This window comes from Nocardioides sp. CCNWLW239 (genome assembly GCF_037137035.1).
Classification (GTDB): domain Bacteria; phylum Actinomycetota; class Actinomycetes; order Propionibacteriales; family Nocardioidaceae; genus Nocardioides.
In genome coordinates this window covers 301,699-324,922 of the sequence record NZ_JBBBNW010000004.1, presented here as the reverse complement: position 1 = coordinate 324,922, position 23,224 = coordinate 301,699, and the positions used below count along the sequence as shown (strand labels likewise).

The following is a 23,224-nucleotide window of genomic DNA, read 5'->3' as shown; positions in this document are numbered from 1 at the left end:
ATGCGTCCCAGTGACCCGCGCCTCCGAGCCCAGCTGATCGTCGCCCGTCGGCCGCTGGCCGTGGTGGTCGCGGCGGGGGTGCTGGGGGCGGTGCTGCTGATCGTCCAGACGTACGCCGTCACCGGACTGCTGATCTCCGCGATCCGCGGCACGGGGTCGGTGAGCGGCTGGGCGCTGGCGGTCGTGGCCGTCTTCGCCGGTCGCGCGGTGATCGGCGTGATCTCCGACGTCGCCGGTGCCCGGGCCGCCGGTGTCGTCGGCGCGGATCTGCGACGCCGGGTGGTGGGGGCGATCCTCCGCGGCCGAACTGGTGCCTCCGGGTCGCTGTCGGCGCTGGCGACGCGTGGGGTCTCGGCCGCCGAGCCGTATCTGACCCGGTATGTGCCGTCGCTGGTCCTGGCCTGCGTACTGCCTCTCATGGTCCTCGCCGTCATCGCCTGGACCGACCCGCTCAGCGGTCTCATCGTGGGGCTCACGCTGCCGCTGATCCCGATCTTCGGGGTGCTGGTCGGGCTCGCCACGCGGGACCAGGCGGCCAGCCAGTGGCGAGCGATGGCCGCCTTGGCCGGTCACTTCCTCGACGTGATGAAGGGCCTGCCGACCCTGGTTGCCTTCGGCCGCGCGCGGGCGCAGTCGCGGGTCATCGCCACGATCACCGACCGCTACCGCCGCCGCACCCTCGAGACCCTGAAGATCGCCTTCGCCTCCTCGGCGGTGCTCGAGCTCGTCGCCACCATCTCCGTCGCCCTGGTGGCGGTCATCATCGGCGTACGCCTCGCCGCCGGCTCCGTCGACCTGCAGACCGCGCTCGTGGTCCTGCTCCTCGCCCCCGAGGCCTACTGGCCGCTGCGGCGGATGGGGTCGGAGTTCCACGCCGCGGCGGAAGGCACCGCCACGCTCGAGGCCACCGCCGACCTCTCCCGAGACGTCGGCAGCGTCGGCCGAGACGTCAGCGCCGTCGGCCGAGACGTCACTGGCGTCGGCCGAGACGTCACCGATTGCCATCTCGGCCGACGCGAGCGACGCCTCGGCATGGTCCTCGAGGATGTGGGACTCACGTATCCGGGACGTGAGCGGCCGGCACTGATGCCCGTCTCGGCGACGATCCCGGACGGAGGCGTCACGGCGATCGTCGGCCCCAGCGGCTGCGGGAAGTCGACGTTGCTGGCGGTCGTCGCCGGACTCCACGAGACGTACGCAGGTGCCGTGGAGCTCGACGGGCAGAGCCCGGCGGCGGGAGACGAGTGGCGCGAGCGGTTCGCCTATCTGCCGCAGCGCCCGGTGTTCGTCAGCGGGACGATCGCCGACAACCTGCGCCTGGGCTCGCCGGAGGCCTCCGAGAGCGACCTGTGGCAGGTGCTCAAGCGGGTCGCCCTCGCCGACCGGATCGCCGAGCTCCCGGGTGGTCTCGGCGCCGACCTGGCCGAGGACGGCCGATCCCTCTCCGCGGGGGAGCGAGCGCGGTTGGCGCTGGCCCGCGTCGTACTCTCCGATCGCCCCTGGGTCCTTCTCGACGAGCCCACCGCCCACCTCGACCCCGACACCGAACGGATCATCGCCGACACCGTCACCGACCTCGCCCGCGACCGCGCGGTCGTCCTCGTCGCCCACCGCCAGGCGCTCATCGACATCGCCGACCAGGTCATCACTCTCTCTGCCGAGACGTCGCCCGCGTCGGCCGAGACGTCAGCCGCGTCGGCCGAGAAGTCGCTTGCGTCGGCCGAGGCGGCAACCAGTGACACTTCGGCCGACCGGAGTGACACTTCGGCCGACCGGAGTGACGCTTCGGCCGTCCGGGGTGACGGTTCGGCCGTCCGGGGTGACGGTTCGGCCGTCCGGGGTGACGGTTCGGCCGACGGGGGTGACGGTTCGGCGAGAGCTGCGCTGTGGGGGGCTGCGGTGGTCGGCGGGCTGAGCTGGGCGTCGGGGGTGGCGCTGACGGCGCTGGCGGGGTGGCTGATCATCAAGGCGTCGTACCATCCGGTGATCCTGACGCTGGTGGCGGCGATGGTGGGGGTGCGTACGTTCGGGATCGCGCGGCCGGTGCTGCGCTACCTGGAGCGGCTCTGGTCCCACGACAGCGCGCTGCGGCTGCTCGCGCGACGCCGGGTGGAGATCTACGACGCGTTGGTGCCGCTGGTGCCCGGCGCGATCCCCGGACGCCGCGGGGACGTGCTGGCGAGCGTCGTCGACGATGTCGACGCGGTGCTCGACGAGGAGCTGCGGGTGCGGCTCCCGGTGCGGGAGTACGCGGTCGTCGCGGCTCTCGCGGTCCTGGCCACCACGCTCATCGACCCGATCGCCGCGGCCTTCACGACGGCCACGGTGCTGGCGGCGGGGGCCGCCTTCGGGATCGCGTACGCAGGTGCAGCACGCGCCGAGAGCATCTCGGTCACGGTGCGGGCAAGGGTGTCCGAGCAGGTGGTGGAGGCGACCCAGACGGCGACGGAGCGCCGGATGTGGCAGGCGAGCGAGCCGGTGCTGAACACCCTCGACGACCTGGCGCGCACCGCCACCAGGGCCACCGTCACCGCATCCGCGGCCGCCTCGATCGCCAAGGCCATCGTGCTGGTCGCCGCCGGCGCTGCCGTTGCCGGGACGGCCGCCTACGCGATGACCAGCGACGGTCCGATGCTCGCTCTGCTCGCCCTCGTCCCGCTCGCGCTGGCCGAGCCCGCGGCGACCCTCGCCGACGCCGGCGCTGCCAAGGCTCGCACCCGCGCCGCGCAGCGCCGTCTCGACGAGCTCACCAGCCGGCTCCCGGCGGTTCGGTCCCCGGAGCACCCGGAGCAGCTGCCCGACGACACCACGATCACGACCACGGGCGTCACGGTCGATCCCGGCGACGGCCAGGTCGTCGAGATCCCGGACCTGCACGCCGAACCGGGTGCACGGATCGGCATCGTCGGCCCGTCCGGCTCCGGGAAGAGCACCCTGGCCGCACTGCTGCTGCGCTTCCTCGACCCGGACACCGGCACCATCTCGCTCGGCGGCCGGCCGACGAAGCAGCTGGCCCCCCAGGACGTACGGAAGATCGTCGGGCTCGTCGACGACGACCCGCACGTCTTCGCCTCCAGCCTCGTCGAGAACGTCCGCCTGGCCCGGCCCGACGCCGCCGACAGCGAGGTCGAGCAGGCGATCAGGCGGGCGCACCTGGGCGACTGGCTCGACGCCCTTCCAGAAGGACTGCAGACCAGGCTCGGCGACGGCGCGGCCCAGGTCTCGGGTGGCGAACGGGCCCGGCTCGCGGTGGCGAGGTCGCTGCTGGCCGGGCACAAGGTCCTGGTTCTGGATGAACCTTTGGCTCATCTGGACACCTCGACCGCCGAGTCACTGGCGCTGGAGGTGCTCGCGCGGGAGGATGGCCCGACGGTTGAGGCGGGAGCCGGTCCGCAGGGCGGCACGAAAACCGTACTGTGGATCACTCACACATCGACCGGACTGGGGTTGACCGATACCGTGGTCTCCCTTCGACGAATGGGGGAAGTGAGACGGTGTTGACCGAGACAAGGACGATCCGGGTCTACCTGCTCGACGACCACGAGGTCGTGCGCCAAGGGCTCACGACGCTGCTCGACAGCCATGACGACATCGCCGTCGTCGGCCAGGGCGGCACCACCGCTCAGGCGCGCGAGGACATCGACCGCCTCCAGCCGGACGTGTGCGTCCTCGACGCCCGCCTCCCCGACGGTTCGGGGATCGAGGTCTGCCGGGAGGTCCGGGCCGCCTACCCCGACATGCTCGCCCTCATCCTGACCTCCTATGACGATGACGAGGCGCTCTTCTCGGCGATCATGGCGGGAGCGAAGGGCTACGTCCTCAAGGACATCCGCGGCAACGACCTGGTCGAGGCGATCCGCACCGTCTCGGGCGGCGGCTCGCTGCTCGACCCGCTGATGACCGCGAAGGTCATGGAGAAGATGCGTAACCCCGACGGTGACTCGCCGCAGATGCAGGCGCTCACCCCTCAGGAGAAGCGCCTGCTCGCGCTCATCGGCGAGGGCCTGACCAACCGTGAGATCGCCGGCCGGATGTTCCTGGCCGAGAAGACGGTCAAGAACTACGTCTCCAGCATCCTGGCCAAGCTGGGCGTGCAGCGGCGCACCCAGGCGGCGCTGATGGCCAAGGATCTTCTTCACCCCCGCCGGGGTCAGTAGCACCCCGGAGACAGCTCAGACCCCAGCGGTGATGGGCACCTGCCAGATGAGCTCGGTGCCGCTGGGGGAGTGCGGGCCGATCTCGAGCTGACCGCCGAGCTGGACCGCGCGGGCCCGGGCGTTCTTCAGGCCGCTCTCCTTGGCTTCCTCGGGGACACCGCTGCCGTCGTCGCGTACGACCAGCTTGATCTCCCCGTCCTGGAGGGTGAGCTCGATCTGGGCGCTGTGGGCGTGGGCGTGCCGGGCGAGGTTGGAGACCGCCTCGCGCAGGACCGGCAGGAGATGGTTGCGGACCGAGTCCGGGACAGCGGTGTCGACCGGTCCGGTGATCTTGATCTCCGGGGTGAACTTCATGACGCCGGCGTACTCCCGGACGACCTCGCGCACCTGCGCCCGCAACGAGGAGGCGTCGTGGTTGCTGAGGTCGAAGATGGAGCCGCGTACGTCCTTGATGGTCTGGTCCAACGCGTCGACCTGCTCTGCGAGCCGCTTGGGCAGATCCTCGACGCGATGCGGGTTGCGGCCGAGGGTCTCGAGCTGGAGCCCGATCGCGAAGAGACGCTGGATGACGACGTCATGGAGGTCGCGGGCGATCCGGTCGCGGTCGGTGATGACGGCGAGGTCGGCCCGGTCCTCGACCGCGCGGAGGCGGTCCAGAGCGAGCGCTGCCTGACCGGCGAAGCCGAAGAAGAGCTCGCGCTCGTGCTCGTCGTGTGCGGCGCAGGCCTTGTCGTAGATCGCCAGCAGCGCGCCGCGGCCGGCGAGCGTGGAGCGGACCGGGGCGACCACGACGTAGAGCCCGTCGGCCTCGATGTCCAGCGGCTCGACGATGCGCCGGTCGATCAGGAGCGGCACCTTCTCGGTCACCGCACGGACCCGCTCCTCCTGGCCGGGTACGGCAGCGACGCCCGAGACGAGACCGTGCTCGATGCGGGTGCCGGCGCCGACCCCGATCGCTCGCATCAGCGGCAGCGCGGTCTCGCACATCCGCTCCAGCGCGACCGTGTGCTCCAGCGGCGGGGTCAGGGCCCGGCTGAGCTCGGCGCTCGCCTCGAGCCACCTGCGGCGCTGCTCGCTGAGCTCGAGCTCGCGCACCTTGTCGATCTGCGCGCCCGCGGCCCGAGCCAGGGCGACGACGAGCTGCTCGTCGTGGTTGGTGAAGTCGGCGCCGCCGGCCTTGTCGGAGAGGAGCAGATGCCCGAAGTCCTGGTCCTTGGTCCGCAGTGGCACCTCGATGAAGCGGCGCTTGCCCGGGTCGCCGGTGCGCAGCGCGTGGCTGCCGCCGTCAGGCGGGCGGGGCGCGATCAGCTGAAGTGCCTCAGCCGCGGTCTCGCCGCCAGCCGGCTCGGCGGATTCGGTCACGGGGCCGGTCACCGGGTCTGTCTCGGGACGGGCCCGCCGGCCGCGGCTCTTGCCGACGACCTGCAGCGTCGGCTCCTGCTGGTAGCCGTAGGTGATCAGGTCCTGGAGGTCGCCGTCGAGGTCGAGGACGCCGAGGGCGCCATAGCTGGCGCCGGTGAGCTCGCAGGCGGATCGGGTGATCCGCTCGAGCATGGCGTTCAGGTCGAGCTCGCTCGACATCGCGATGACCGCGTCCAAGAGCGAGCGCGCCGATGGTTCGAGACCGGACAGGTCCTCGGTCGCGTCGGTGGTCACTCGTCAGAGTCTGTCGTGCCGGACCCGCTCGCGTCCACATATCGGCAACAGTTTCTCTACTGTCTGTCTCAAACCGATGCGAATGCGTGCGTTCGGATCAATCGTCCGCTATCTCGCCGTCGACGTAGAGCCACCGTCCGGCACGCACCTCGAACCGGCTGTGCTCGGCGAGCACGCCGTCACCCGACGGAGACCGGTAGGAAGCCCGGAAGGCGACCCAGCCGTGGGTGTCGTCGTCGAGCCCGGTGCCCTCGATCTCGAGCCCCGTCCACACCAGCCGCGGGTCGGGGGCGGCCACGCCCAGGTCATCCGGGCGGGTCCCCGGGTGCCAGGTGCGGAAGATGTAGTCCCAGTCCCCGACGGCGTACGCCGCGTAGCGGCTGCGCATCAGCTCCTCCGGCGTCTCGGCCAGGGCGCCGCCACGGTGCAGCCGGTGGCAGCACATGGAATAGCGCTTCCCGCTGCCGCACGGGCACTCCTGGGACAGGGATGATCCGGTGGGAGCCTGGCCGAAGGGGGACATGCGCCCATTGTGTACCGGAATGGGCGGATTCCCGTCGTGGCCCCGGAGCGCCCCGACTATGGTGTGGGGGTGGCTCTCAGGCGCAGGCGGCTCGGGACGACGGGGGTGCTTCGGTGACGGATGTGACCATCTGTCTGCTGGGGCCCTTGATCGTCACGCGCGCAGGCGAGCCCGTGGCGGTGCCGGGCCGACGCCCGCGCACCTTGCTGGCGCTGTTGGCCCTGGAAGCCGGCACCCCGGTCTCCGCCGACATTCTCGCCGACCGGATCTGGGGCGAGGAGCTCCCCGACAACCCGCGCGGCAGCCTGCACACCTACATCGGCAGGCTCCGTCGTGTGCTCGGCAAGGAGGTCGTACGCCGCGCCGCCGGCGGCTACATCCTCGACCTGCCGCGCTCGTCGGTGGACGCGCTCGCCTTCATCGACCTGCTCGACGCCGCCGAGGGCCCGGAGGCCTACCAGCGCCTGGAGGACGCCATCGCGCTGTGGCGCGCCGAGCCGTTCGGCGACGCCGCCGGGGAGTCGCTGGCCGAGCGCACCCGTCCGTGGCTGGTCGACCGCTACCTCACCGCGCTGGAGCGTCGGGCGGAGCTCGACATCGCGGCCGGCCGCGCCGCGAAGGCGGTCGTCGACGTGCGCCGGGTGGTGGGCGACCATCCGCTGCGCGAGTCGCTGTGGGTGGTGCTCCTGGACGCGCTGGACGCGGCGGGGCGTACGGCCGAGGCGCTGGAGGCCTATGAGGAGGTCCGCGCGCGGCTGGCCGAGGAGCTCGGCGCCGATCCGGGTGCGGAGCTCCGCTCGACGTTCACCCGCCTGCTGTCCGGTGTCCCGTCGACAGCTCGCGGGACCGCCGGACCCGAGGCGACGGTGCCCGCTCAGCGGGTCTCGGAAGAGGACCTGATCCCGCGGCAGCTGCCGGCCGACATCCCCAGCTTCTCCGGACGCGAGGCCGAGCTCCGTCTGCTCGACGCGGTGACCGTCTCCCACGACGCCGGCTGGCCGAGCGTGGTCGCCGTGCACGGCATCGGGGCGGTCGGGAAGACCGCTCTCGCCGTGCACTGGGCACGGAGCCGGACCGAGCACTTCCCGGACGGCCAGCTCTTCATCGACCTGCGTGGCTTCGGCCCGGGGGAGCCGCTCTCGCACGCCCAGGCGCTCACCACGCTGCTGATCGGGCTCGGCGTCGATGCTGCCTCGGTTCCGGCCGAGGTGGACGCTGCCTCTGCCCTGCTGCGTACGGCCTTGGCGCAGCGGCGCATGCTCCTGGTGCTCGACAACGCCCGCGAGTCCGCCCAGGTGCGGCCGCTGCTGCCGGGCGGCGACTCGCTGGTGCTGGTGACCAGCCGGAGCCAGCTGCGGGGCCTGGCGACCCGTGAAGGCGCCCGGCGGATCGCGCTGGACACGCTCGCTCCGGCAGAGTCGGCGACCTTCCTGAAGCAGCGGCTCGCCGACCGCGCGGCGGACGATGCCGACGTACGAGCGTTGGCCGAGCGGTGCGGACACCTGCCGCTGGCGCTCGCCGTCGCGGCGGAGCGCTGCAGCCGATACCCCGACCTCTCGCTGCCCGATCTGCTCGCCGAGCTCGACGGCGAGACCAGTCGCCTGGCCGCGCTCGAGGTGCCGCTGGATCCCATCTCCGACCTGCGCGCGGTCTTCTCCTGGTCCTATGACTCCCTCGACGAGGAGTCGCGGCGGGCCTTCCGGCTCCTCGGGCTCCGACCGGGTCACGAGATCGGGATGCCAGCGATGGCGGCGCTCTTCGGGGTCGACATCGCGGCCGCCCGGCGCCTGGTCGACAAGCTGGTCGACGCCAACCTCGTCCGCGAGCAGCGCCCAGGCCGCTTCGTGCTCCACGACCTGATCCGCGACTACGCCCTGGAGCTGGGCTCCGAGGAGGAGTCGGGCCAGGCGCTGCTGAGGCTGGTGAGCTGGTACACCCACTCCCTGGTCGCCGCCTCTGCTGCCGGCGGCCGGTCCTTCCGGCTGATGAGCCTCGACCCCGTGGTGGCCGGGGTGACGCCGCTGAGCTTCGCCACCTCGCAGCAGGCGCGCGCGTGGGGCGACCGGGAGTGGCTGACCATGGGGAGCGCGGTTCGCCTCGCCGTACGGGCCGGCCTGCTCGGCCCGGCCTATCAGCTGGTCAACAAGATGTTCGGCCTCTCGATGCGGCACCCACCCGCCGAGACCGTGCCGCTCCAGGAGCTCGGTCTCGACGCGGCTCTCCGCGCGGGCAACCAGGTCGATGCGGCCTACATCCGCAACCAGGTCGGGATCAGCCGGGCGCGGGCCGGCGACCTGGCGCGCGCGATCACCGAGTTCCAGGGCGCGGCCGAGGTGTTCCGCGAGGCCGGGACCGCCGCCGGCCTGGAGATGGCGCTGTCCAACTGCGGGCAGGCGATGAGCATGGTCGGTTCCCTCGACGAGGCCGTCGCCGTCCTCGAGGAGGCCTACGCGGTCGCGGACGCAGCCGGAATGGACGATCGCGCCCGGGGCAGCCTGATCGGGCTGGCCGAGGTCTACGTCCGGATGGAGCGTTACGAGGACGCCGTACGCCTGATCGAGGAGGAGATCGGCCAGGAGCCCGTCGAGGTCGACTCCACGGCATCGCCCCGGTTGACCCTGATCGATGCCCTGATCGGGTTGCGGCGTTTCGCCGACGCCGAGAGCCGGCTGCGCCTGGAGCTGACCCACCACCTCGAGGAGCGCAACCGGTGGGGGGAGGCCAACGCGCTCGTACGCCGCGCGCTCATCGAGCGCGGGACCGACCGGGCCGCCGAAGCCCGGGCGACCCTCCACGAGGTCGCCGCGATCCTGGACGAGGTGGGCGAGCTGGACCGCACCGCCCTGACCCGGGAGCGGGTCGAGGAGCTGCTCTCGACCGTCGAACCCGCGGTATCCGAGGATCGGGACGTCGACGCCGGCACCGCCCAGGGGTTGGGCGGCGGCGTAGCGTTGCGTCCGTGACTGCCGCACCCACGATCAGCACCCTCGGCCAGCTTCGCGCGAGCGGCCACGTGCTCAAGTCGCTCCGCGAGGAGATCCGCGACAACCTGCTGGCCAAGCTGGCCGCCGGCGAGGACCCCTGGCCCGGTCTGCACGGGCTCGAAGACACCGTCATCCCACAGCTCGAGCGTGCCCTGATCGCCGGGCACGACGTCGTCCTGCTCGGCGAGCGCGGTCAGGGCAAGACCCGGCTGCTGCGTACGCTGGTGGGCCTGCTCGACGAGTGGACCCCGGTCATCGAGGGCTCCGAGCTCGGTGAACACCCCTATGAGCCGATCAGCGTCGGGTCCCAGCGCCTCGCGGCGACCGCCGGTGACGCGCTGCCGGTCGCGTGGAAGCACCGCTCCGAGCGCTACTCGGAGAAGCTCGCGACCCCCGACACGAGCGTGGCCGACCTGATCGGCGACGTCGACCCGATGAAGGTCGCCGAAGGTCGTTCGCTGGGTGACCCGGAGACGATCCACTTCGGGCTGATCCCGCGCTCACACCGCGGCATCGTCGCGATCAACGAGCTTCCCGACCTCGCCGAGCGGATCCAGGTGGCGATGCTCAACGTGATGGAGGAGCGCGACATCCAGATCCGCGGCTACGTGCTGCGGCTGCCGCTCGACCTCTTGGTGGTGGCCTCCGCCAACCCGGAGGACTACACCAACCGCGGCCGGATCATCACCCCGCTCAAGGACCGCTTCGGCGCCGAGATCCGCACCCACTACCCGCGTGAGCTCGCCGCGGAGATGGCGGTCATCCGGCAGGAGGCGACGCTGGTCGCCGACGTACCGGACCATCTCCTGGAGATCCTCGCCGTCTTCACCCGCCACCTGCGCGGGTCGTCCGCGGTCGACCAGCGCTCCGGGGTCTCTGCCCGGTTCTCGATCGCCGGCGCCGAGACCGTCGCCGCCTCGGCGCTCCACCGCGCCACCGTCCTGGGAGAGGCCGACGCGGTCGCCCGCATCGTCGACCTCGAGACCGCTGTGGAGGTGCTCTCCGGGAAGATCGAGTTCGAGTCCGGTGAGGAAGGCCGCGAGGCCGAGATCCTCACCCACCTGCTGCGCACCGCCGTCGCCGAGACCGTACGCAAGCACTTCCGCGGCCTCGACTTCGCGCTGCTCATCGACGCGATCGAGGACGGCCGCATGGTCACCACCGGCACCAAGGTCTCCGCCCGCGACTTCCTGGAGGGCCTCCCGGTCCTGGGCGAGTCCGACCTCTACGACCAGATCGGCGACCGCGTCTACGAGTCCACCGGCGGTCCCAAGAACGACGGCCAGCTCGCCAGCGCCATCGAGTTGGCCCTGGAAGGACTGTTCCTGGCGAGGAAGATCGGCAAGGACACCGAGGGCGGCGAGACGGTCTATGGCTGATTCGGCGGGCGGCAGGCCATGAGCCGCTACAAGAAGTACGCCGGGGGCGACCCGCTCGCACCGCCCGTCGACATCGCCGAGGCGCTGGACGCGATCGGCGAGGACGTGATGTCCGGCTACTCGCCTGAGCGGGCGATGCGGGAGTTCCTGCGGCGCGGGGGACAGGACCAGCGCGGCCTCGACGATCTCGCCCGGCAGGTCGCCGAGCGGCGCCGTGAGCTGCTGCAGCGCCACAACCTCGACGGCACCCTCCAGCAGGTGCGTGAGCTCCTCGACAAGGCGGTCCTGGAGGAGCGCAAGCAGCTGGCCCGTGACGTCACGATGGACGACGGCGACCGGGCGTTCCGGGAGATGCAGATCGACAACCTCTCGCCCAACACCGCTGCCGCGGTCAGCGAGCTCTCCTCCTACGACTGGACCTCGCGTGAGGCCCGCGCGGCCTACGACGAGATCAAGGACCTGCTCGGCCGCGAGCTCCTCGACCAGCGGTTCGCCGGGATGAAGCAGGCACTCGAAGGGGCCACCGACGAGGACCGCGAGGCGATCGCGGAGATGCTGCGCGACCTCAACGGGCTTCTCGACAAGCACAACCGCGGTGAGGACACTCCTGAGGACTTCGCAGAGTTCATGGCCAAGCACGGCCAGTACTTTCCCGAGAACCCGCAGAACATCGACGAGCTGCTCGACACCCTCGCGCAGCGCTCCGCGGCAGCCCAACGGATGCTCAACTCGATGTCGGCCGAACAGCGACGCGAGCTGATGGAGCTCTCCCAACAGGCGTTCGGTTCGCCCGCGCTGATGGAGCAGATGGCGCAGCTCGACGCCAACCTGCAGGCGGCCCGGCCCGGCGAGGACTGGTACGGCTCCGAAGAGTTCGGCGGCGGCGAGGGGCTCGGCCTCGGCGACGGCACCGGGGTGCTGCAGGACATCGCCGAGCTCGACCAGCTCTCCGAGCAGCTCCAGCAGTCCTACGCGGGCTCGCGCCTCGATGACATCGATCTGGATGCGCTCTCGAGACAGCTCGGCGACCAGGCGGCCGTCGACGCGCGCACCCTGCAGGAGCTCGAGCAGGCGTTGCGCGACTCCGGGCAGCTCGAGCGCGGCTCCGACGGCGACCTCCGGCTGACCCCGAAGGCGATGCGCCAGCTCGGCAAGGCCCTGCTCCGCGACGTCGCGCAGCGGCTCTCCGGGCGGCAGGGCGAACGCGACCTGCAGCGCGCCGGGGCGGCGGGCGATCTCTCCGGCTCCTCACGGCCCTGGGCCTTCGGCGACACCGAACCCTGGGACGTACCGCGCACGATCACGAACGCCGTCATCCGCGAGGTCGGGGAGGGCCGGCAGGGGCCGGGCGTCCGGCTGAGCGTGGACGACATCGAGGTGCAGGAGACCGAGGCGCGCACGCAGGCAGCGGTCGCCCTCCTGGTCGACACCAGCTTCTCGATGGCGATGGACGGCCGCTGGGTGCCGATGAAGCGCACCGCGCTCGCGCTGCACACGCTGATCAAGAGCCGGTTCCGCAACGACGACCTGCAGCTGATCTCGTTCGGCCGCTACGCCCAGACCATCGAGATCGAGAAGCTGACCGCGCTCGACGCGATCTGGGACAAGGGCACCAACCTGCACCATGCGCTGCTGCTGGCCAACCGGCACTTCCGCAGGCATCCGGGCGCCCAGCCGGTGCTCCTGATCGTGACCGACGGTGAGCCCACCGCCCACCTGGAGCCTGGTGGCGACGTCTGGTTCTCCTACCCGCCCCACCCGGTGACGATCGCGCGGTCCGTCGAGGAGCTGGAGAACTCCCGGCGCCTCGGTGCGCAGACCACGTTCTTCCGCCTCGGCGACGATCCCGGCCTGGCCCGGTTCATCGACTCCATGGCTCGCCGCGTCGAGGGTCGCGTCGTCGCACCCGAGCTCGACGACCTCGGCGCCGCCGTGGTCGGGTCGTATCTGGGGGACAGGACGGCACGGCGTACGTCCAACTCCTACGGCGGCTACCCCGACGCGTTCGGCGGGCGCGGCTGGTGGGCAGGCTGAATGCTCACCGAGTTAACTCGGTGAGCATCCGGCCGCGTAGCCTGCGGCCGTGCCCGAGGAGACGCTGAACGTACTTGCCCTTCTCGCTCTCGCGGCCCTGGCGGCCGGATACGTGGACGCCGTCGTCGGTGGGGGCGGGCTGATCCAGCTCCCGGCGCTGCTGCTGTTCATGCCCGGAGCGGCGCCGGTGCAGATCCTGGCGACCAACAAGCTCGCCTCGGTCTTCGGCACCTCGATCAGCGCAGCGACCTACTACCGGCGGGTGGGGCCGGACCCGAAGACCTTCATCCCGCTCATGATCCTCGCGTTCGTCGGGTCCGCGCTGGGGGCAGGGGTGGCGTCCTACCTGCCCGAGGAGGTCTTCGAGCCGATCGTGCTGGTCGCGCTCATCCTGGTGGGGGCGTGGGTGCTCTTCAAGCCGTCGCTCGGCGAGGTGACGGAGCTGAGGTACGACGACCACCGGCATGTCATCGGCGCGATGGCGGTCGGGTTCGCGGTCGGTTTCTACGACGGCGCACTGGGTCCGGGGACCGGCAGCTTCCTGGTGATCGGGCTCGTCGGCCTGCTCGGCTACTCCTTCCTGGAAGCGAGCGCGAAGGCGAAGATGGCCAACGTCGCCACCAACCTCGCCGCGCTGGTCGTCTTCATCCCACAGGGTGCGGTGCTGTGGAAGACGGGCCTGGTGATGGGCGTGTGCAACCTGATCGGCGGCTACCTCGGCGCGCGCACGGCGGTGGCGAAGGGCGCCGGGTTCGTACGCGTCTTCTTCATCGTCGTGGTCGCCGGGTTCATCATCCGCATCGGCGGCAGCGTCATCGGGGTCTGGTGATGCACTACCTGACCATCGCCCGCGACGGCGCCGCCGAGATCGAGGAGAAGCGGTCCCGGTTCCTCTGCACGCTCGCCCGGGTCGAGGACGAGGCGGAGGCACGGGCCGTGGTCGAGCGACTGCGCAAGGAGCACTGGGACGCCCGCCACACCTGCTCCGCCTTCCGGATCGGCCCACCGCCGCAGCCGGTCGAACGCTCCAACGACGACGGTGAACCAGCCGGCACCGCAGGAGCGCCGATGCTCGAGGTGCTCCGCGGCGCCGGAGTGTCGGACACAGTGGCTGTGGTGACCCGGTGGTTCGGCGGGACGCTGCTCGGCGCGGGCGGACTCGTCCGCGCCTACTCCGACGCCGTCCGCGTCGCGCTGGACGAGGTCGGGACGCTGCGCCGAGAGCTCGTTCGCGAATATGAGATCGAGGTGCCGTACGACGCCTCCGGCCGCCTCGAGACCGACCTCCGATCGTCCGGAGTGACGGTCCTCGACACCGCTTACGGAGCGGCCGTGACGCTGCGAATCGGAGCCCCTCCGGCCGACGAGAAACGCCTTCAGGCGCTGGTCGCGGAGCTCACCGCGGGCGCGTCTGTGCTGGTCCCGGGCACGGACCAGTGGGTCGACGTCCTCTGACGTTTGGGACAATGGAGGGGTGAGCGACCATAGCGAGACGCCCGTGGAACTCCCTACCGGATGGACGGCGAAGGTCCCTGACCTCGACGATCTACCCGCTCTTCTGAGGCTTCGAGCAGCCGACAAGAGGCCGTTCGAGGGGTCCGGAAAGGTCGACGCCGACGCCATCACCGGCGAGATCGCCGGCCCGGCATCCTGGACCCGCCAGCAGCTCGTCGCGATCGACCCGCACGGCGACGTACGCGCCTGGGCGATCGCCCACGACCGCGCCGCCGGGCGAACGCTCGTCTATCTCTACGTCGACCGGACCCTGGCTCAGGCGGCCGAGGTCGCCGCGGGACTCTATGCCTGGCTGGCGGAGCAGGCCCGGGCGATGGCCGAGCTGCGAGGCCTCACCGAGTCCCACCTCGACGCGAGCCCGTTCGCCGACGACACGGTGCAGCGCGAGTGGCTGGCGGCCGCGGGGTTCACCAACCGACGTACCTGGCTGCACATGAGCCGGCCGGTGCTCCCGGACGAGACGGTGCCGCCCCTCCGCGAAGGGGTGACCATCCGCCCGGTCGAGACCCACGAGAACGGCATGCCGGTGGCAGCCGACCTGCAGACCGTCCATCAGACCCTGGAGGAGTCATTCCAGGACCACTTCAACTCCTACCGGGAGAGCTTCCCGGAGTTCGTGCAACGGCTGCGCGAGGACCCCGGTCACCGCTGGGACCACTGGTGGCTGGCCTACGTCGATGACACCCTGCCCGCCGGCTCGCTGGTCGCCTCGGTGCTTCCCGCCAACGCGGCCGGGGTCGAGGGGACGTACGTCGAATACATCGGCGTCAACCGCAACGCCCGCGGTCGCGGCGTGGCCAAGGGTCTGCTCTACGCCGTCATCGGCGACGCTCTCGAGCGCGGCCGTGACCGGGTCTCGCTCGAGGTCGACGCCGACAGCCCCACCGGGGCCGACGGGCTCTACAAGTCGATGGGCTGGGTGACCGACTACGTCACCGAGTCCTGGCACAAGGACATCACCGTCTAGGACAGCTGGGCGCCGACGTCGGGGAGCTTGAGATCCAGCGTCGGCGCCTCGGTGCCGCCGTCGACCTCGAGCAGCTTCCCGGTGACGAACTGACCGGCCCGCGAGGTCAGGTAGACCACCGCGGCGGCGATGTCCTCCGCCTCCCCGATCCGCCCGAGCGGGGTCTTCGACTCGATCTCGCCGCGCATCGTGTCGTCACCCGCCACGAACTCCAGGGCGCTGGTCCGCACCGACCCGACGAAGATCCCGTTGACCCGGATCCTCGGCGCCAGGTCGGTCGCGGCCAGCCTGGTCCAGTGCGCCAGCGCCGCTTTCGCGGTGCCGTAGGCGAGATAGCCACGCCCCGACGTACGTCCCATCATCGAGCTGATCGACACCACCGACTGCTGCCCGTCCGGGCTCTTCACCAGGTAGGGAACCGCCGCCCGCGTCAGTGCGTGCGCGGTGGTCACATTGAAGTGGAAGGCCTCCTCGAGGTAGCCCTCGTCGGTGTCGAGGAACGTGTTCGGGATCGTCCCGCCCACGTTGTTGACCACGATGTCGAGCCGCCCGAACTCCTCGTACGCCTGCTCCGCCAGCCCCGCCGTCGCCGCCGTGTCGGCCAGGTCAGCAGGCACCACCAGCGCCCGCCGCCCCGCCGCCTCGACCTTCTGGGCGACCTCTCGCAGCTGTTTCTCGGTACGCGACGCGATCACCACGTCCGCCCCCGCCTCGGCCAGCGCCACCGCCGTGGCCGCCCCGATCCCGCGCCCGGCTCCCGTCACGACGGCGACGTGGTCGGTCAATCTGAACCGTTCGAGAATGCTCACTGTTCTCCTCCATATCGAGACGTCAGCCCGGATGGCCGAGACGTCGGTTGCGTCGGCCGAAGCGTCGCTACGGATGGCCGAGGCGTCGCTTGCGTCGGCCGAGATGGCATGCGTGACGTCTCGACCGACGTACGTGACGCTTCGGCCGACCGGGGTGACGTCTCGCCCGACCGGGGTGACGTCTCGCTCAACGGGCGACCAGTCCGCGTCCGGTGATCAGCGGGAGGTCGAGGGGGGAGACGAGACCGGGGGCGGCGGCGACGACGGCGGGGACGGCGTTGACCAGGCGCTGGGCGGTGACGATCATCCCGGAGACGTTGTGGTCGCCGTGCTCACCGTGGTGGCTGAGCTCGAGGGTCATCGACGGCTCGCCGGTGATCTCGACGCGGTAGCAGCCGTCGCCGGAAGACGGGACCGGCCAGTCGGGGTCGGAGTCCGCGTCCGTCCGGGTCACGTGCTCCAGGGTGATGCGCGGGACCCCGTCGACGGTGCCGGTGACGGTGAAACGTACCGACCCCTGGGTGCCCTCCGCGATGTCGACCGACACCGTCTTGGTCTCCTTGACCGCCGGCCGGCGCTCGACCCTCTCCACGAGCGGTTCGTCGAGGGTCACCCCGAGGCCCGCGGCAAGCACCCGGACGACAGGCCCCCAGGCGGTGCTGAGCACGCCCGGCTCCCACAGGAACGGCTTGTCGTCCATCGAGCCGCCGAAGCCGAAGAGGTCCTTCATGACCACCGGCTGGAAGTACGTCGAGTAGTCGGCGATCTCCGACACCTTGACGTGGTCGATCCGCTGCGACAGCGACGTCAGCGCGAGCGGCAGGACGTCGTTGGCGAAGCCCGGGTCGATGCCGTTGACGTGCAGCGACGCGCCGCCTTCCCGTCCGGCCGAGTCGATGCCCGCGATCATCTCGTCGGGCAGGGTTCCTTGCGGGTGTACCAGGATCACCGGCCCGGAGGAGACGACGTTGACCCCGTCCCGGATGAGCTCGGTGAGATCGGAGATCGCCTCGAAGACCCGGTCGTCGGTCATCGCCGCGTGAACCACGCAGTCCGGGGCGAGCGCGAGCAGCTCGTCACGAGAGGTGGTCGCCGCGACCCCGAGCGCACGTCCCAGCCCCGCGAGCTCTCCGGCGTCGACCCCGGCCTTCTCCGCTGTCGAGGTCCACACCCCGACCAGCTCCAGGTCGGGATGGGCGTCGACGCCCGCGATCGCATGACGTCCCACCGTCCCGGTGGACCAGACGACGACTCGGAGCGGCTTCTCGGGAAGGGATGGCAACATGCACCAAATCTAGAACGTGTTTCAGTTCCACGAAAGTGATTCGCCGAGGAATCTCCTCGCCGCTACGTTGACGCCCATGACCGAGGCACTCTTCGAGGACACCCGCCATCCGACCGGGGCTCCCTTCGTCGCGGACGAATCCACGACCCTGCGCTCGTTCCTCGACTTCTACCGAGCGACTCTGCTCCGACAGGTGGCTGGCCTCGACCACGAACAGCTCAACCGCCCCGTCCCGCCCTCCACCATGACCCTGGCCGGGATCCTCAAGCACATGGCACATGTCGAGGACGTCTGGTTCGGCATGCGCCTGGCCGGCAACGCCATGGCGGCGCCGTTCGACACGGCACCGTGGGACGACGACGAGGACTGGGACTTCAACAGCGCCGCCGCGGACGACCCCGACACCCTGCGTACGCTGCTTCGCGAGGCGATCGCACGCTCCAACGACCTCACCGACGCCGCCGGGTCTCTCGATCAGATCGCCGCAGGTCGCAGCCGCACGGGCGATCCGATCGGACTGCGCTGGATCCTGGTCCACATGATCGAGGAGTACGCCCGGCACTGCGGCCACGCCGACCTGATGCGCGAGGCGATCGACGGAAAGAAGGACCTCTGATGCAGATCCGCGAAGCGACGGCCGACGACTGGCCGCACATCTACCCGTTCTGGTCAGAGATCGTGGAGGCGGGGGAGACCTACGCCTACCCCGAGGGCCTCACCTCCGAGCAGGCCAGCGAGATGTGGATGTACGACCACGTAGTCGTCGCGGTCGAGGGCGACGAGGTCGTGGGCAGCGCCAAGATGGGCCCCAACCGCCCGGGTCGAGGCAGCCACATCGGCACCGCCTCGTTCATGGTCTCCTCCGCGGCACGCGGCAAGGGCATCGGCCGCGCCCTGGGCGACTACTGCGTGCAGTGGCACCGGGACAACGGCTTCCACGGCATCCAGTTCAACGCGGTCGTGGAGACGAACACCACCGCCGTACGCCTGTGGCAGTCCCTCGGCTTCCAGATCATCGGGACCGTCCCGGACGCGTTCGACTCGAGGTCGCACGGCCGGGTCGGCCTCCATGTGATGTATCTGCCGCTGAGCTGAACTCAGGCGGTCGCGGGGAACGGGATGCCCGTGTTCGCGTGGCAGCGGTAGCCGTTGGGCACGCGGTCGAGGTACTGCTGGTGCGCCGGCTCGGCGGCGTAGAAGGTCGGCACCTCGCGGATCTCGGTGGTGATCTCGCCATACCCGCGACGAGCGATCTCGGCGCCGTAGATCTTGGTCAGCTCCTCGGCGGTCTCCCGCTGCGCGTCGGAGACGTAGTAGAGCGCCGAGCGGTACTGGGTGCCGACGTCGTTGCCCTGCCGCATCCCCTGCGTCGGGTCGTGGACCTCGAAGAACTTCTTGACGAGGTCGGCGTAGGACACCACCGTCGGGTCGAAGACGACGCGGACCGCCTCGGTGTGGTTGGTCTGCCCGCTGCAGACCTCCTCGTACGTCGGGTTGGCGGTCGTGCCGCCCTGATACCCGACGGCGGTCGAGTAGACCCCCGGCATCTGCCAGAAGATCTCCTCGGCGCCCCAGAAACAGCCGAGACCGAAGTACGCCACCTCGGCACCCTCCGGGGCGGTCCCGTCCTCCGGGGAGGCGAGCAGGGGAGTGCCGAGGACCCGGTGCTTGGCGGGCAGGTCGAAGAGGGCCTGGTCGCGCCCGACGAGGGTGCGGTCCTCGGGGAAGAGCTGAGTCGGTCGACCGAACATGAGTGCCTCCAGAAAGTCAGGGTTGCTACCAGTCTCCAACACAGTTCGATGCGCGAACGTTCCCGGATGGGCCGCGAGGCGAATCGGACGTAGGCTCGGCGTGTGAGCGATCAGCAGCATCTCGGCAAGGCCGGTTTCGAGACCAAGGCGATCCACGCGGGCTACGAGCCCGACCCGACGACGGGTGCGGTGATCCCGCCGATCTACGCCACCACGACCTACAAGCAGGACGGCGTCGGCGGCCTGCGCAACGGCTATGAATACAGCCGCTCCGCCAACCCGACCCGCACCGCGCTCGAGGGTGCGCTGGCGGCGGTCGAGGACGGCGAGAAGGGGTTCGCCTTCGCCTCCGGCCTGGCCGCCGAGGACACCTTGATCCGCAGCCTGATGCGGCCCGGTGACCACATGGTCATCCCCGACGACGCCTACGGCGGCACCCACCGGCTGATCGACAAGGTCGAGAGCCAGTGGGGGATCGCGCACACGCCGGCCCAGGTGGCCGACGTCGACGCCGTCGCGGCCGCGATCCAGCCGGGCAAGACCAAGGTGGTGTGGGTGGAGACGCCCACCAACCCGCTGCTCAACATCGCGGACATCTCCGCTCTGGCCACGGTCGCCCACGAGGCCGGCGCGCGACTGGTCGTCGACAACACCTTCGCCAGCCCCTACCTCCAGCAGCCGCTCACCCTCGGCGCCGACGTGGTGGTGCACTCCACGACCAAGTACGTCGGTGGCCACTCCGACGTGGTCGGCGGCGCCGTGGTCGTCCGTGACCTCGAGATCGCCGAGAAGATCGGCTACCTGCAGAACGCCGCCGGCGCGATCGCCGACCCGTTCGGTGCCTGGCTGACCCTGCGCGGCCTCAAGACCCTGGCCGTACGCATGGACCGCCACTGCGACAACGCCGAGCGCGTCGCCGACTTCCTCACCTCGCACCCGAAGGTCGGCGAGGTCATCTACCCGGGCCTGGAGACCCACCCCGGCCACACCACCGCCCAGAAGCAGATGAAGCGGTTCGGCGGGATGATCTCGTTCCGTGTGGAGGGTGGCGAGGCGGCCGCGCTCGCGGTGTGCGAGCGCACCAAGATCTTCACGCTGGGCGAGTCGCTCGGCGGTGTCGAGAGCCTGATCGAGCACCCCGGGCGGATGACCCACGCGTCGGTCGCGGGCACCGACCTCGAGGTGCCGGCCGACCTGGTCCGGCTCTCCGTCGGGATCGAGTACGCCGAGGACCTGGTCGCAGACCTCGAGCAGGCCCTTGACGCCTGAGCCGAGCACGACGCAGACCGCGGTCTGCGTCGACTTCGGCTCCACCTGGACCAAGGCGCTCCACGTCGAGCTCTCCTCCGGCGAGGTGCTCGGCTCCGCGAGCGCGCCGACCTCCCTCGACGAGGTGATGGAGGCGTACGACGCCTGCCTGGCCGCGCTCACAGAGAAGGACTCCCGGGCGGCCGACGCCCAGATCCTGGCCTGCTCCTCGGCGGGCGGGGGGCTCCGGATCGCCGTGGTCGGCAACGAGGAGCTGGTGACCGCCGAGGCCGGGCGGCGCGTCGCGCTGTCCAGCGGAGGCAAGGTCGTCGCGGTGATCGCGACCGCAGGTCGTGAAGCTGAGAGTGACCTAGGGGCCACTCTCAGCTTCACAACCCCCGACCTGGTGCTGCTGACCGGTGGCACCGACGGGGGCAACCGGGATGCGATCGTCTCCGCCGCACGCGAGCTGGCAGCAGCCGGCTGGCGCGGGCCTGTGGTCGTCGCGGGCAACCGCGACGCGAACCCGGAGATCGACGAGATCCTGGCAGACGTTCCCCATGTGACCTGCGACAACGTCGTGCCCAAGATCGGGGTGCTCGCGCCCGAGAGCGCCCGTGCCGCGGTCCGGGAGATGTTCCTCGAGCACGTGATCGGCGGCAAGAACCTCAGCAGCCGAGCCGACTTCCGGCGGATCGTCCAGGGGGCGACCCCTGACGTCGTGCTCCAGGGCGTCGAGACGCTGGCCGAGGTGCTCGGCGAGGACGTCGTCGTCGTCGACGTCGGCGGCGCCACCACCGACGTGCACAGCGTCGTGCGGCCAGATCCCGAGGCGGAGCACGTCCGCGAGGAGGTCGTCGCGATCACGCCGGTCACCCGGACCGTCGAGGGCGATCTGGGGATGCGCTGGTCGGCGCCGACCACGCTTGACGCCGCCGACCACGGCGACCCGTCGCTGGCCGAGTCCGACCTCTCCGGCGAGGTCGAGCATCGGCGCAAGCACCCCGGCTGGCTGCCGCGCACCGAGCAGGACAGGGACATCGACGAGCTCTTGGCGAGGATCGCGATCTCCACGGCTCTGCAGCGGCACGCGGGACGGTCCCGGGTCGTCCTGTCGCCACAGGGGAAGGTCATCGAGCGCACCGGCACCGACCTGCGCCGAGTCGGCGTGGTGATCGGCTCCGGCGGCGTACTCCGGCACGGTCGCCCGGGCATCGAGGAACGGGTGATGCGGTGGTCTTCGCGCGGCGGGTGGCAGCTCCCTGAGCTGACCGGAGCGAGGCCGAGCGAGGGAGCGCCCGCGCGAAGCGCGGAAGGTCCGTTGCGGGCGGTCGACAGCGACTACGTGCTCGCCGCGGTGGGCCTGCTCGCGCGGTCGCACCCCGCCACGGCCCGGCGTCTTGCGACCCACCTCACACCCTCCCGGTAGCCTCTGTCAGGTGACAGATCAGGGGGATGCTTCCGGCGACGAGGAGTCGACCGCGAAGGGGAGCTTCGGGCGGATGACCAGCGCGTTCAAGCGCAACCGCGAGGTACGTGACGCCCACCGTCGGGCGCAGCGTCAGGCGCAGGACGAGGCCGACGCACGGGAGTCGGCCGAGGTGGCCAAGGAAGCTGCCGCGGAGGCCCGGGAGTCGGCCGAGAACTTCGCGCTGCGTCTCGTCAACCAGTTCGAGCGCCTGCGCGAGGAGCGCCAGGAGCAGCTGGCCGCCCCCGAGCCGCTGACGGCGCCCAAGCCCGTCAGTCGCAGCGACGTCCCCTACGGCATTGAGCTCTCCGCGCAGTGGGCCTGGCGGTTGCTGGTCATCGTCGCCGCCGGCTATCTCATCGTCCGCGCCCTCGGCTTCCTCAGCATCGTCGTGGTCCCGGTCGTCATCGCGCTGCTGATCACCGCGCTCGTCTCCCCGGTGGTCAACGGGCTGGCCCGGGTCGGCCTGAGGCGGAGCATCTCGGCGCTCTTCGTGGTGATCGGCGTGCTCACCGCGGTCATCGCCATGCTGAGCTTCGCCGGCACCCAGGTCGCCAACGGGTTCAGTGACCTCGCCGGGCAGACCGTCAAGGCGCTCGACGAGATCCGCGACTGGCTGATCAACGGCCCGTTCCACGCGAGCGAGACCCAGATCGACACCTGGCTCAACACGGTGCAGACCACCCTGGAGGACTGGGCTGCGTCGTACGCCGCCAACCCGTTCTCCCGGGTCAGCGAGGTCGGTGGGGTCGCCCTCGACGTCTTCGCCGGCCTGTTCATCGTGCTCTTCTCCACCTACTTCTTCTGCGCCGAGGGCGAGCGGATCTGGGGCTGGCTGGTCCGGCTCGCCCCACGGGCCGCCCGCAGCCGGATGGACAGCTCGGGCCGAGTCGCGTGGGTCTCGCTCACCCAGTTCACCCGCGCCACGGTCATCGTGGCCGCGGTCGACGCGGTCGGCATCATGGTCATCGCTGCGGCCCTGCAGGTGCCGTTCGTGGCGGCGATCGGCGTGCTCGTCTTCCTGAGCTCGTTCGTTCCGCTGATCGGTGCCACCGTCGCCGGCGCGGTCGCCGTGCTCGTCGCGCTCGTCTCCCAGGGGCCGGTGACCGCCCTGCTGATGCTCGGTGGCGTGATCCTCGTCCAGCAGTTGGAGGCCCACGGTCTGCAGCCGTTCCTGCTCGGCCGCTGGGTCCGGGTCCACCCGCTGGGTGTCATCCTCGCCGTCGCCACCGGCATCGTGCTCGGCGGCGTCGCCGGTGCGCTCGTGGCCGTGCCTCTCGTGGCGGCGCTCAACGCAGTGGCCACCCACCTGACCGCCGCTCCGGCAGCGGGCGCGGCCATGGTCCCGGCCTCGGCCCAGGCCGCGACGCCGACCTCACCACCGCCACCGCCGGTCAACGGTCCGACCTCCCCACCCCCCTCGAGCCCAGGAGCAGGCAGTGCCTGAG

General features: G+C 70.9%; 18 protein-coding genes. 13 read left to right on the top strand and 5 right to left on the bottom strand.

All coding sequences use genetic code 11. The features are described from left to right. Both cydD and WBG06_RS18575 read left to right on the top strand, forming a co-directional pair. Positions 1-3,501: a thiol reductant ABC exporter subunit CydD gene (gene cydD / locus WBG06_RS18580; protein WP_336738438.1), complete on the top strand. Its 3,501-nt coding sequence runs from the start codon at positions 1-3 to the stop codon at positions 3,499-3,501. Next, entirely contained in the window at positions 3,495-4,157 is a 663-nt protein-coding gene (locus tag WBG06_RS18575) for a response regulator transcription factor (RefSeq protein WP_336738437.1), read from the top strand. The genes cydD and WBG06_RS18575 overlap by 7 nt, the downstream gene beginning before the upstream one ends. A 15-nt stretch (positions 4,158-4,172) precedes the next feature. On the opposite strand, the gene WBG06_RS18570 is transcribed toward WBG06_RS18575, so the two are convergent. Both WBG06_RS18570 and WBG06_RS18565 read right to left on the bottom strand, forming a co-directional pair. Further along, entirely contained in the window at positions 4,173-5,813 is a 1,641-nt protein-coding gene (locus WBG06_RS18570) for a sensor histidine kinase (RefSeq protein ID WP_336738436.1), read from the bottom strand. 97 nt (positions 5,814-5,910) lie between these two features. Next, positions 5,911-6,336, bottom strand: a complete 426-nt coding sequence (locus tag WBG06_RS18565) for a YchJ family protein (RefSeq protein ID WP_336738435.1) — start codon at positions 6,334-6,336, stop codon at positions 5,911-5,913. Between the two features lie 113 nt (positions 6,337-6,449). Between WBG06_RS18565 and WBG06_RS18560 the strand changes: the two genes are divergently transcribed. From WBG06_RS18560 to WBG06_RS18535, 6 genes are read left to right on the top strand one after another with little or no spacing between them, the layout of a single operon-like run. Beyond that, positions 6,450-9,299 carry an AfsR/SARP family transcriptional regulator gene (locus WBG06_RS18560; RefSeq protein WP_336738434.1) on the top strand — a complete coding sequence of 950 codons (2,850 nt, stop codon included), beginning with the start codon at positions 6,450-6,452 and terminating at the stop codon, positions 9,297-9,299. After that, the gene (locus WBG06_RS18555) at positions 9,296-10,699 is read left to right on the top strand and encodes an ATP-binding protein (RefSeq protein WP_336738433.1); all 1,404 of its coding nucleotides are present in this window, start codon (positions 9,296-9,298) and stop codon (positions 10,697-10,699) included. The genes WBG06_RS18560 and WBG06_RS18555 overlap by 4 nt, the downstream gene beginning before the upstream one ends. An 18-nt stretch (positions 10,700-10,717) precedes the next feature. Beyond that, a complete protein-coding gene (locus WBG06_RS18550) occupies positions 10,718-12,733 on the top strand; it encodes a VWA domain-containing protein (protein WP_336738432.1) in 2,016 nt (671 codons plus the stop codon). 49 nt (positions 12,734-12,782) lie between these two features. Next, positions 12,783-13,562, top strand: a complete 780-nt coding sequence (locus tag WBG06_RS18545; RefSeq protein ID WP_336738431.1) for a sulfite exporter TauE/SafE family protein — start codon at positions 12,783-12,785, stop codon at positions 13,560-13,562. Then, entirely contained in the window at positions 13,562-14,188 is a 627-nt protein-coding gene (locus WBG06_RS18540) for a YigZ family protein (RefSeq protein WP_336738430.1), read from the top strand. The genes WBG06_RS18545 and WBG06_RS18540 overlap by 1 nt, the downstream gene beginning before the upstream one ends. Before the next feature lie 43 nt (positions 14,189-14,231). Next, positions 14,232-15,215, top strand: a complete 984-nt coding sequence (locus WBG06_RS18535) for a GNAT family N-acetyltransferase (protein WP_336738429.1) — start codon at positions 14,232-14,234, stop codon at positions 15,213-15,215. Here WBG06_RS18535 and WBG06_RS18530 read toward each other — a convergent pair. Together WBG06_RS18530 and WBG06_RS18525 are read right to left on the bottom strand one after the other, a co-directional pair. After that, positions 15,212-16,024 carry an SDR family oxidoreductase gene (locus tag WBG06_RS18530; protein WP_336738427.1) on the bottom strand — a complete coding sequence of 271 codons (813 nt, stop codon included), beginning with the start codon at positions 16,022-16,024 and terminating at the stop codon, positions 15,212-15,214. The two genes, WBG06_RS18535 and WBG06_RS18530, sit on opposite strands and share 4 nt — an antisense overlap. Positions 16,025-16,211: 187 nt before the next feature. Beyond that, positions 16,212-17,309, bottom strand: a complete 1,098-nt coding sequence (locus WBG06_RS18525; RefSeq protein WP_336738426.1) for an NAD(P)H-dependent amine dehydrogenase family protein — start codon at positions 17,307-17,309, stop codon at positions 16,212-16,214. Between the two features lie 76 nt (positions 17,310-17,385). On the opposite strand from WBG06_RS18525, the gene WBG06_RS18520 reads away from it, so the two are divergent. Together WBG06_RS18520 and WBG06_RS18515 are read left to right on the top strand one after the other, a co-directional pair. Next, a complete protein-coding gene (locus WBG06_RS18520) occupies positions 17,386-17,925 on the top strand; it encodes a DinB family protein (protein ID WP_336738425.1) in 540 nt (179 codons plus the stop codon). After that, positions 17,925-18,404, top strand: a complete 480-nt coding sequence (locus WBG06_RS18515; protein ID WP_336738424.1) for a GNAT family N-acetyltransferase — start codon at positions 17,925-17,927, stop codon at positions 18,402-18,404. Before WBG06_RS18520 ends, WBG06_RS18515 begins: the two co-directional genes overlap by 1 nt. Positions 18,405-18,406: 2 nt before the next feature. On the opposite strand, the gene msrA is transcribed toward WBG06_RS18515, so the two are convergent. Next, positions 18,407-19,060 carry a peptide-methionine (S)-S-oxide reductase MsrA gene (gene msrA / locus WBG06_RS18510; protein ID WP_336738423.1) on the bottom strand — a complete coding sequence of 218 codons (654 nt, stop codon included), beginning with the start codon at positions 19,058-19,060 and terminating at the stop codon, positions 18,407-18,409. Positions 19,061-19,162: 102 nt separating this feature from the next. Between msrA and WBG06_RS18505 the strand changes: the two genes are divergently transcribed. From WBG06_RS18505 to WBG06_RS18495, 3 genes are read left to right on the top strand one after another with little or no spacing between them, the layout of a single operon-like run. Then, positions 19,163-20,329: a cystathionine gamma-synthase gene (locus tag WBG06_RS18505; protein WP_336738422.1), complete on the top strand. Its 1,167-nt coding sequence runs from the start codon at positions 19,163-19,165 to the stop codon at positions 20,327-20,329. Beyond that, the gene (locus WBG06_RS18500) at positions 20,319-21,737 is read left to right on the top strand and encodes a glutamate mutase L (protein WP_336738421.1); all 1,419 of its coding nucleotides are present in this window, start codon (positions 20,319-20,321) and stop codon (positions 21,735-21,737) included. The genes WBG06_RS18505 and WBG06_RS18500 overlap by 11 nt, the downstream gene beginning before the upstream one ends. 10 nt (positions 21,738-21,747) lie before the next feature. After that, complete coding sequence (locus WBG06_RS18495) at positions 21,748-23,223, top strand: AI-2E family transporter (RefSeq protein WP_336738420.1); 1,476 nt, start codon at positions 21,748-21,750, stop codon at positions 23,221-23,223. Position 23,224: the final 1 nt, after the last annotated feature.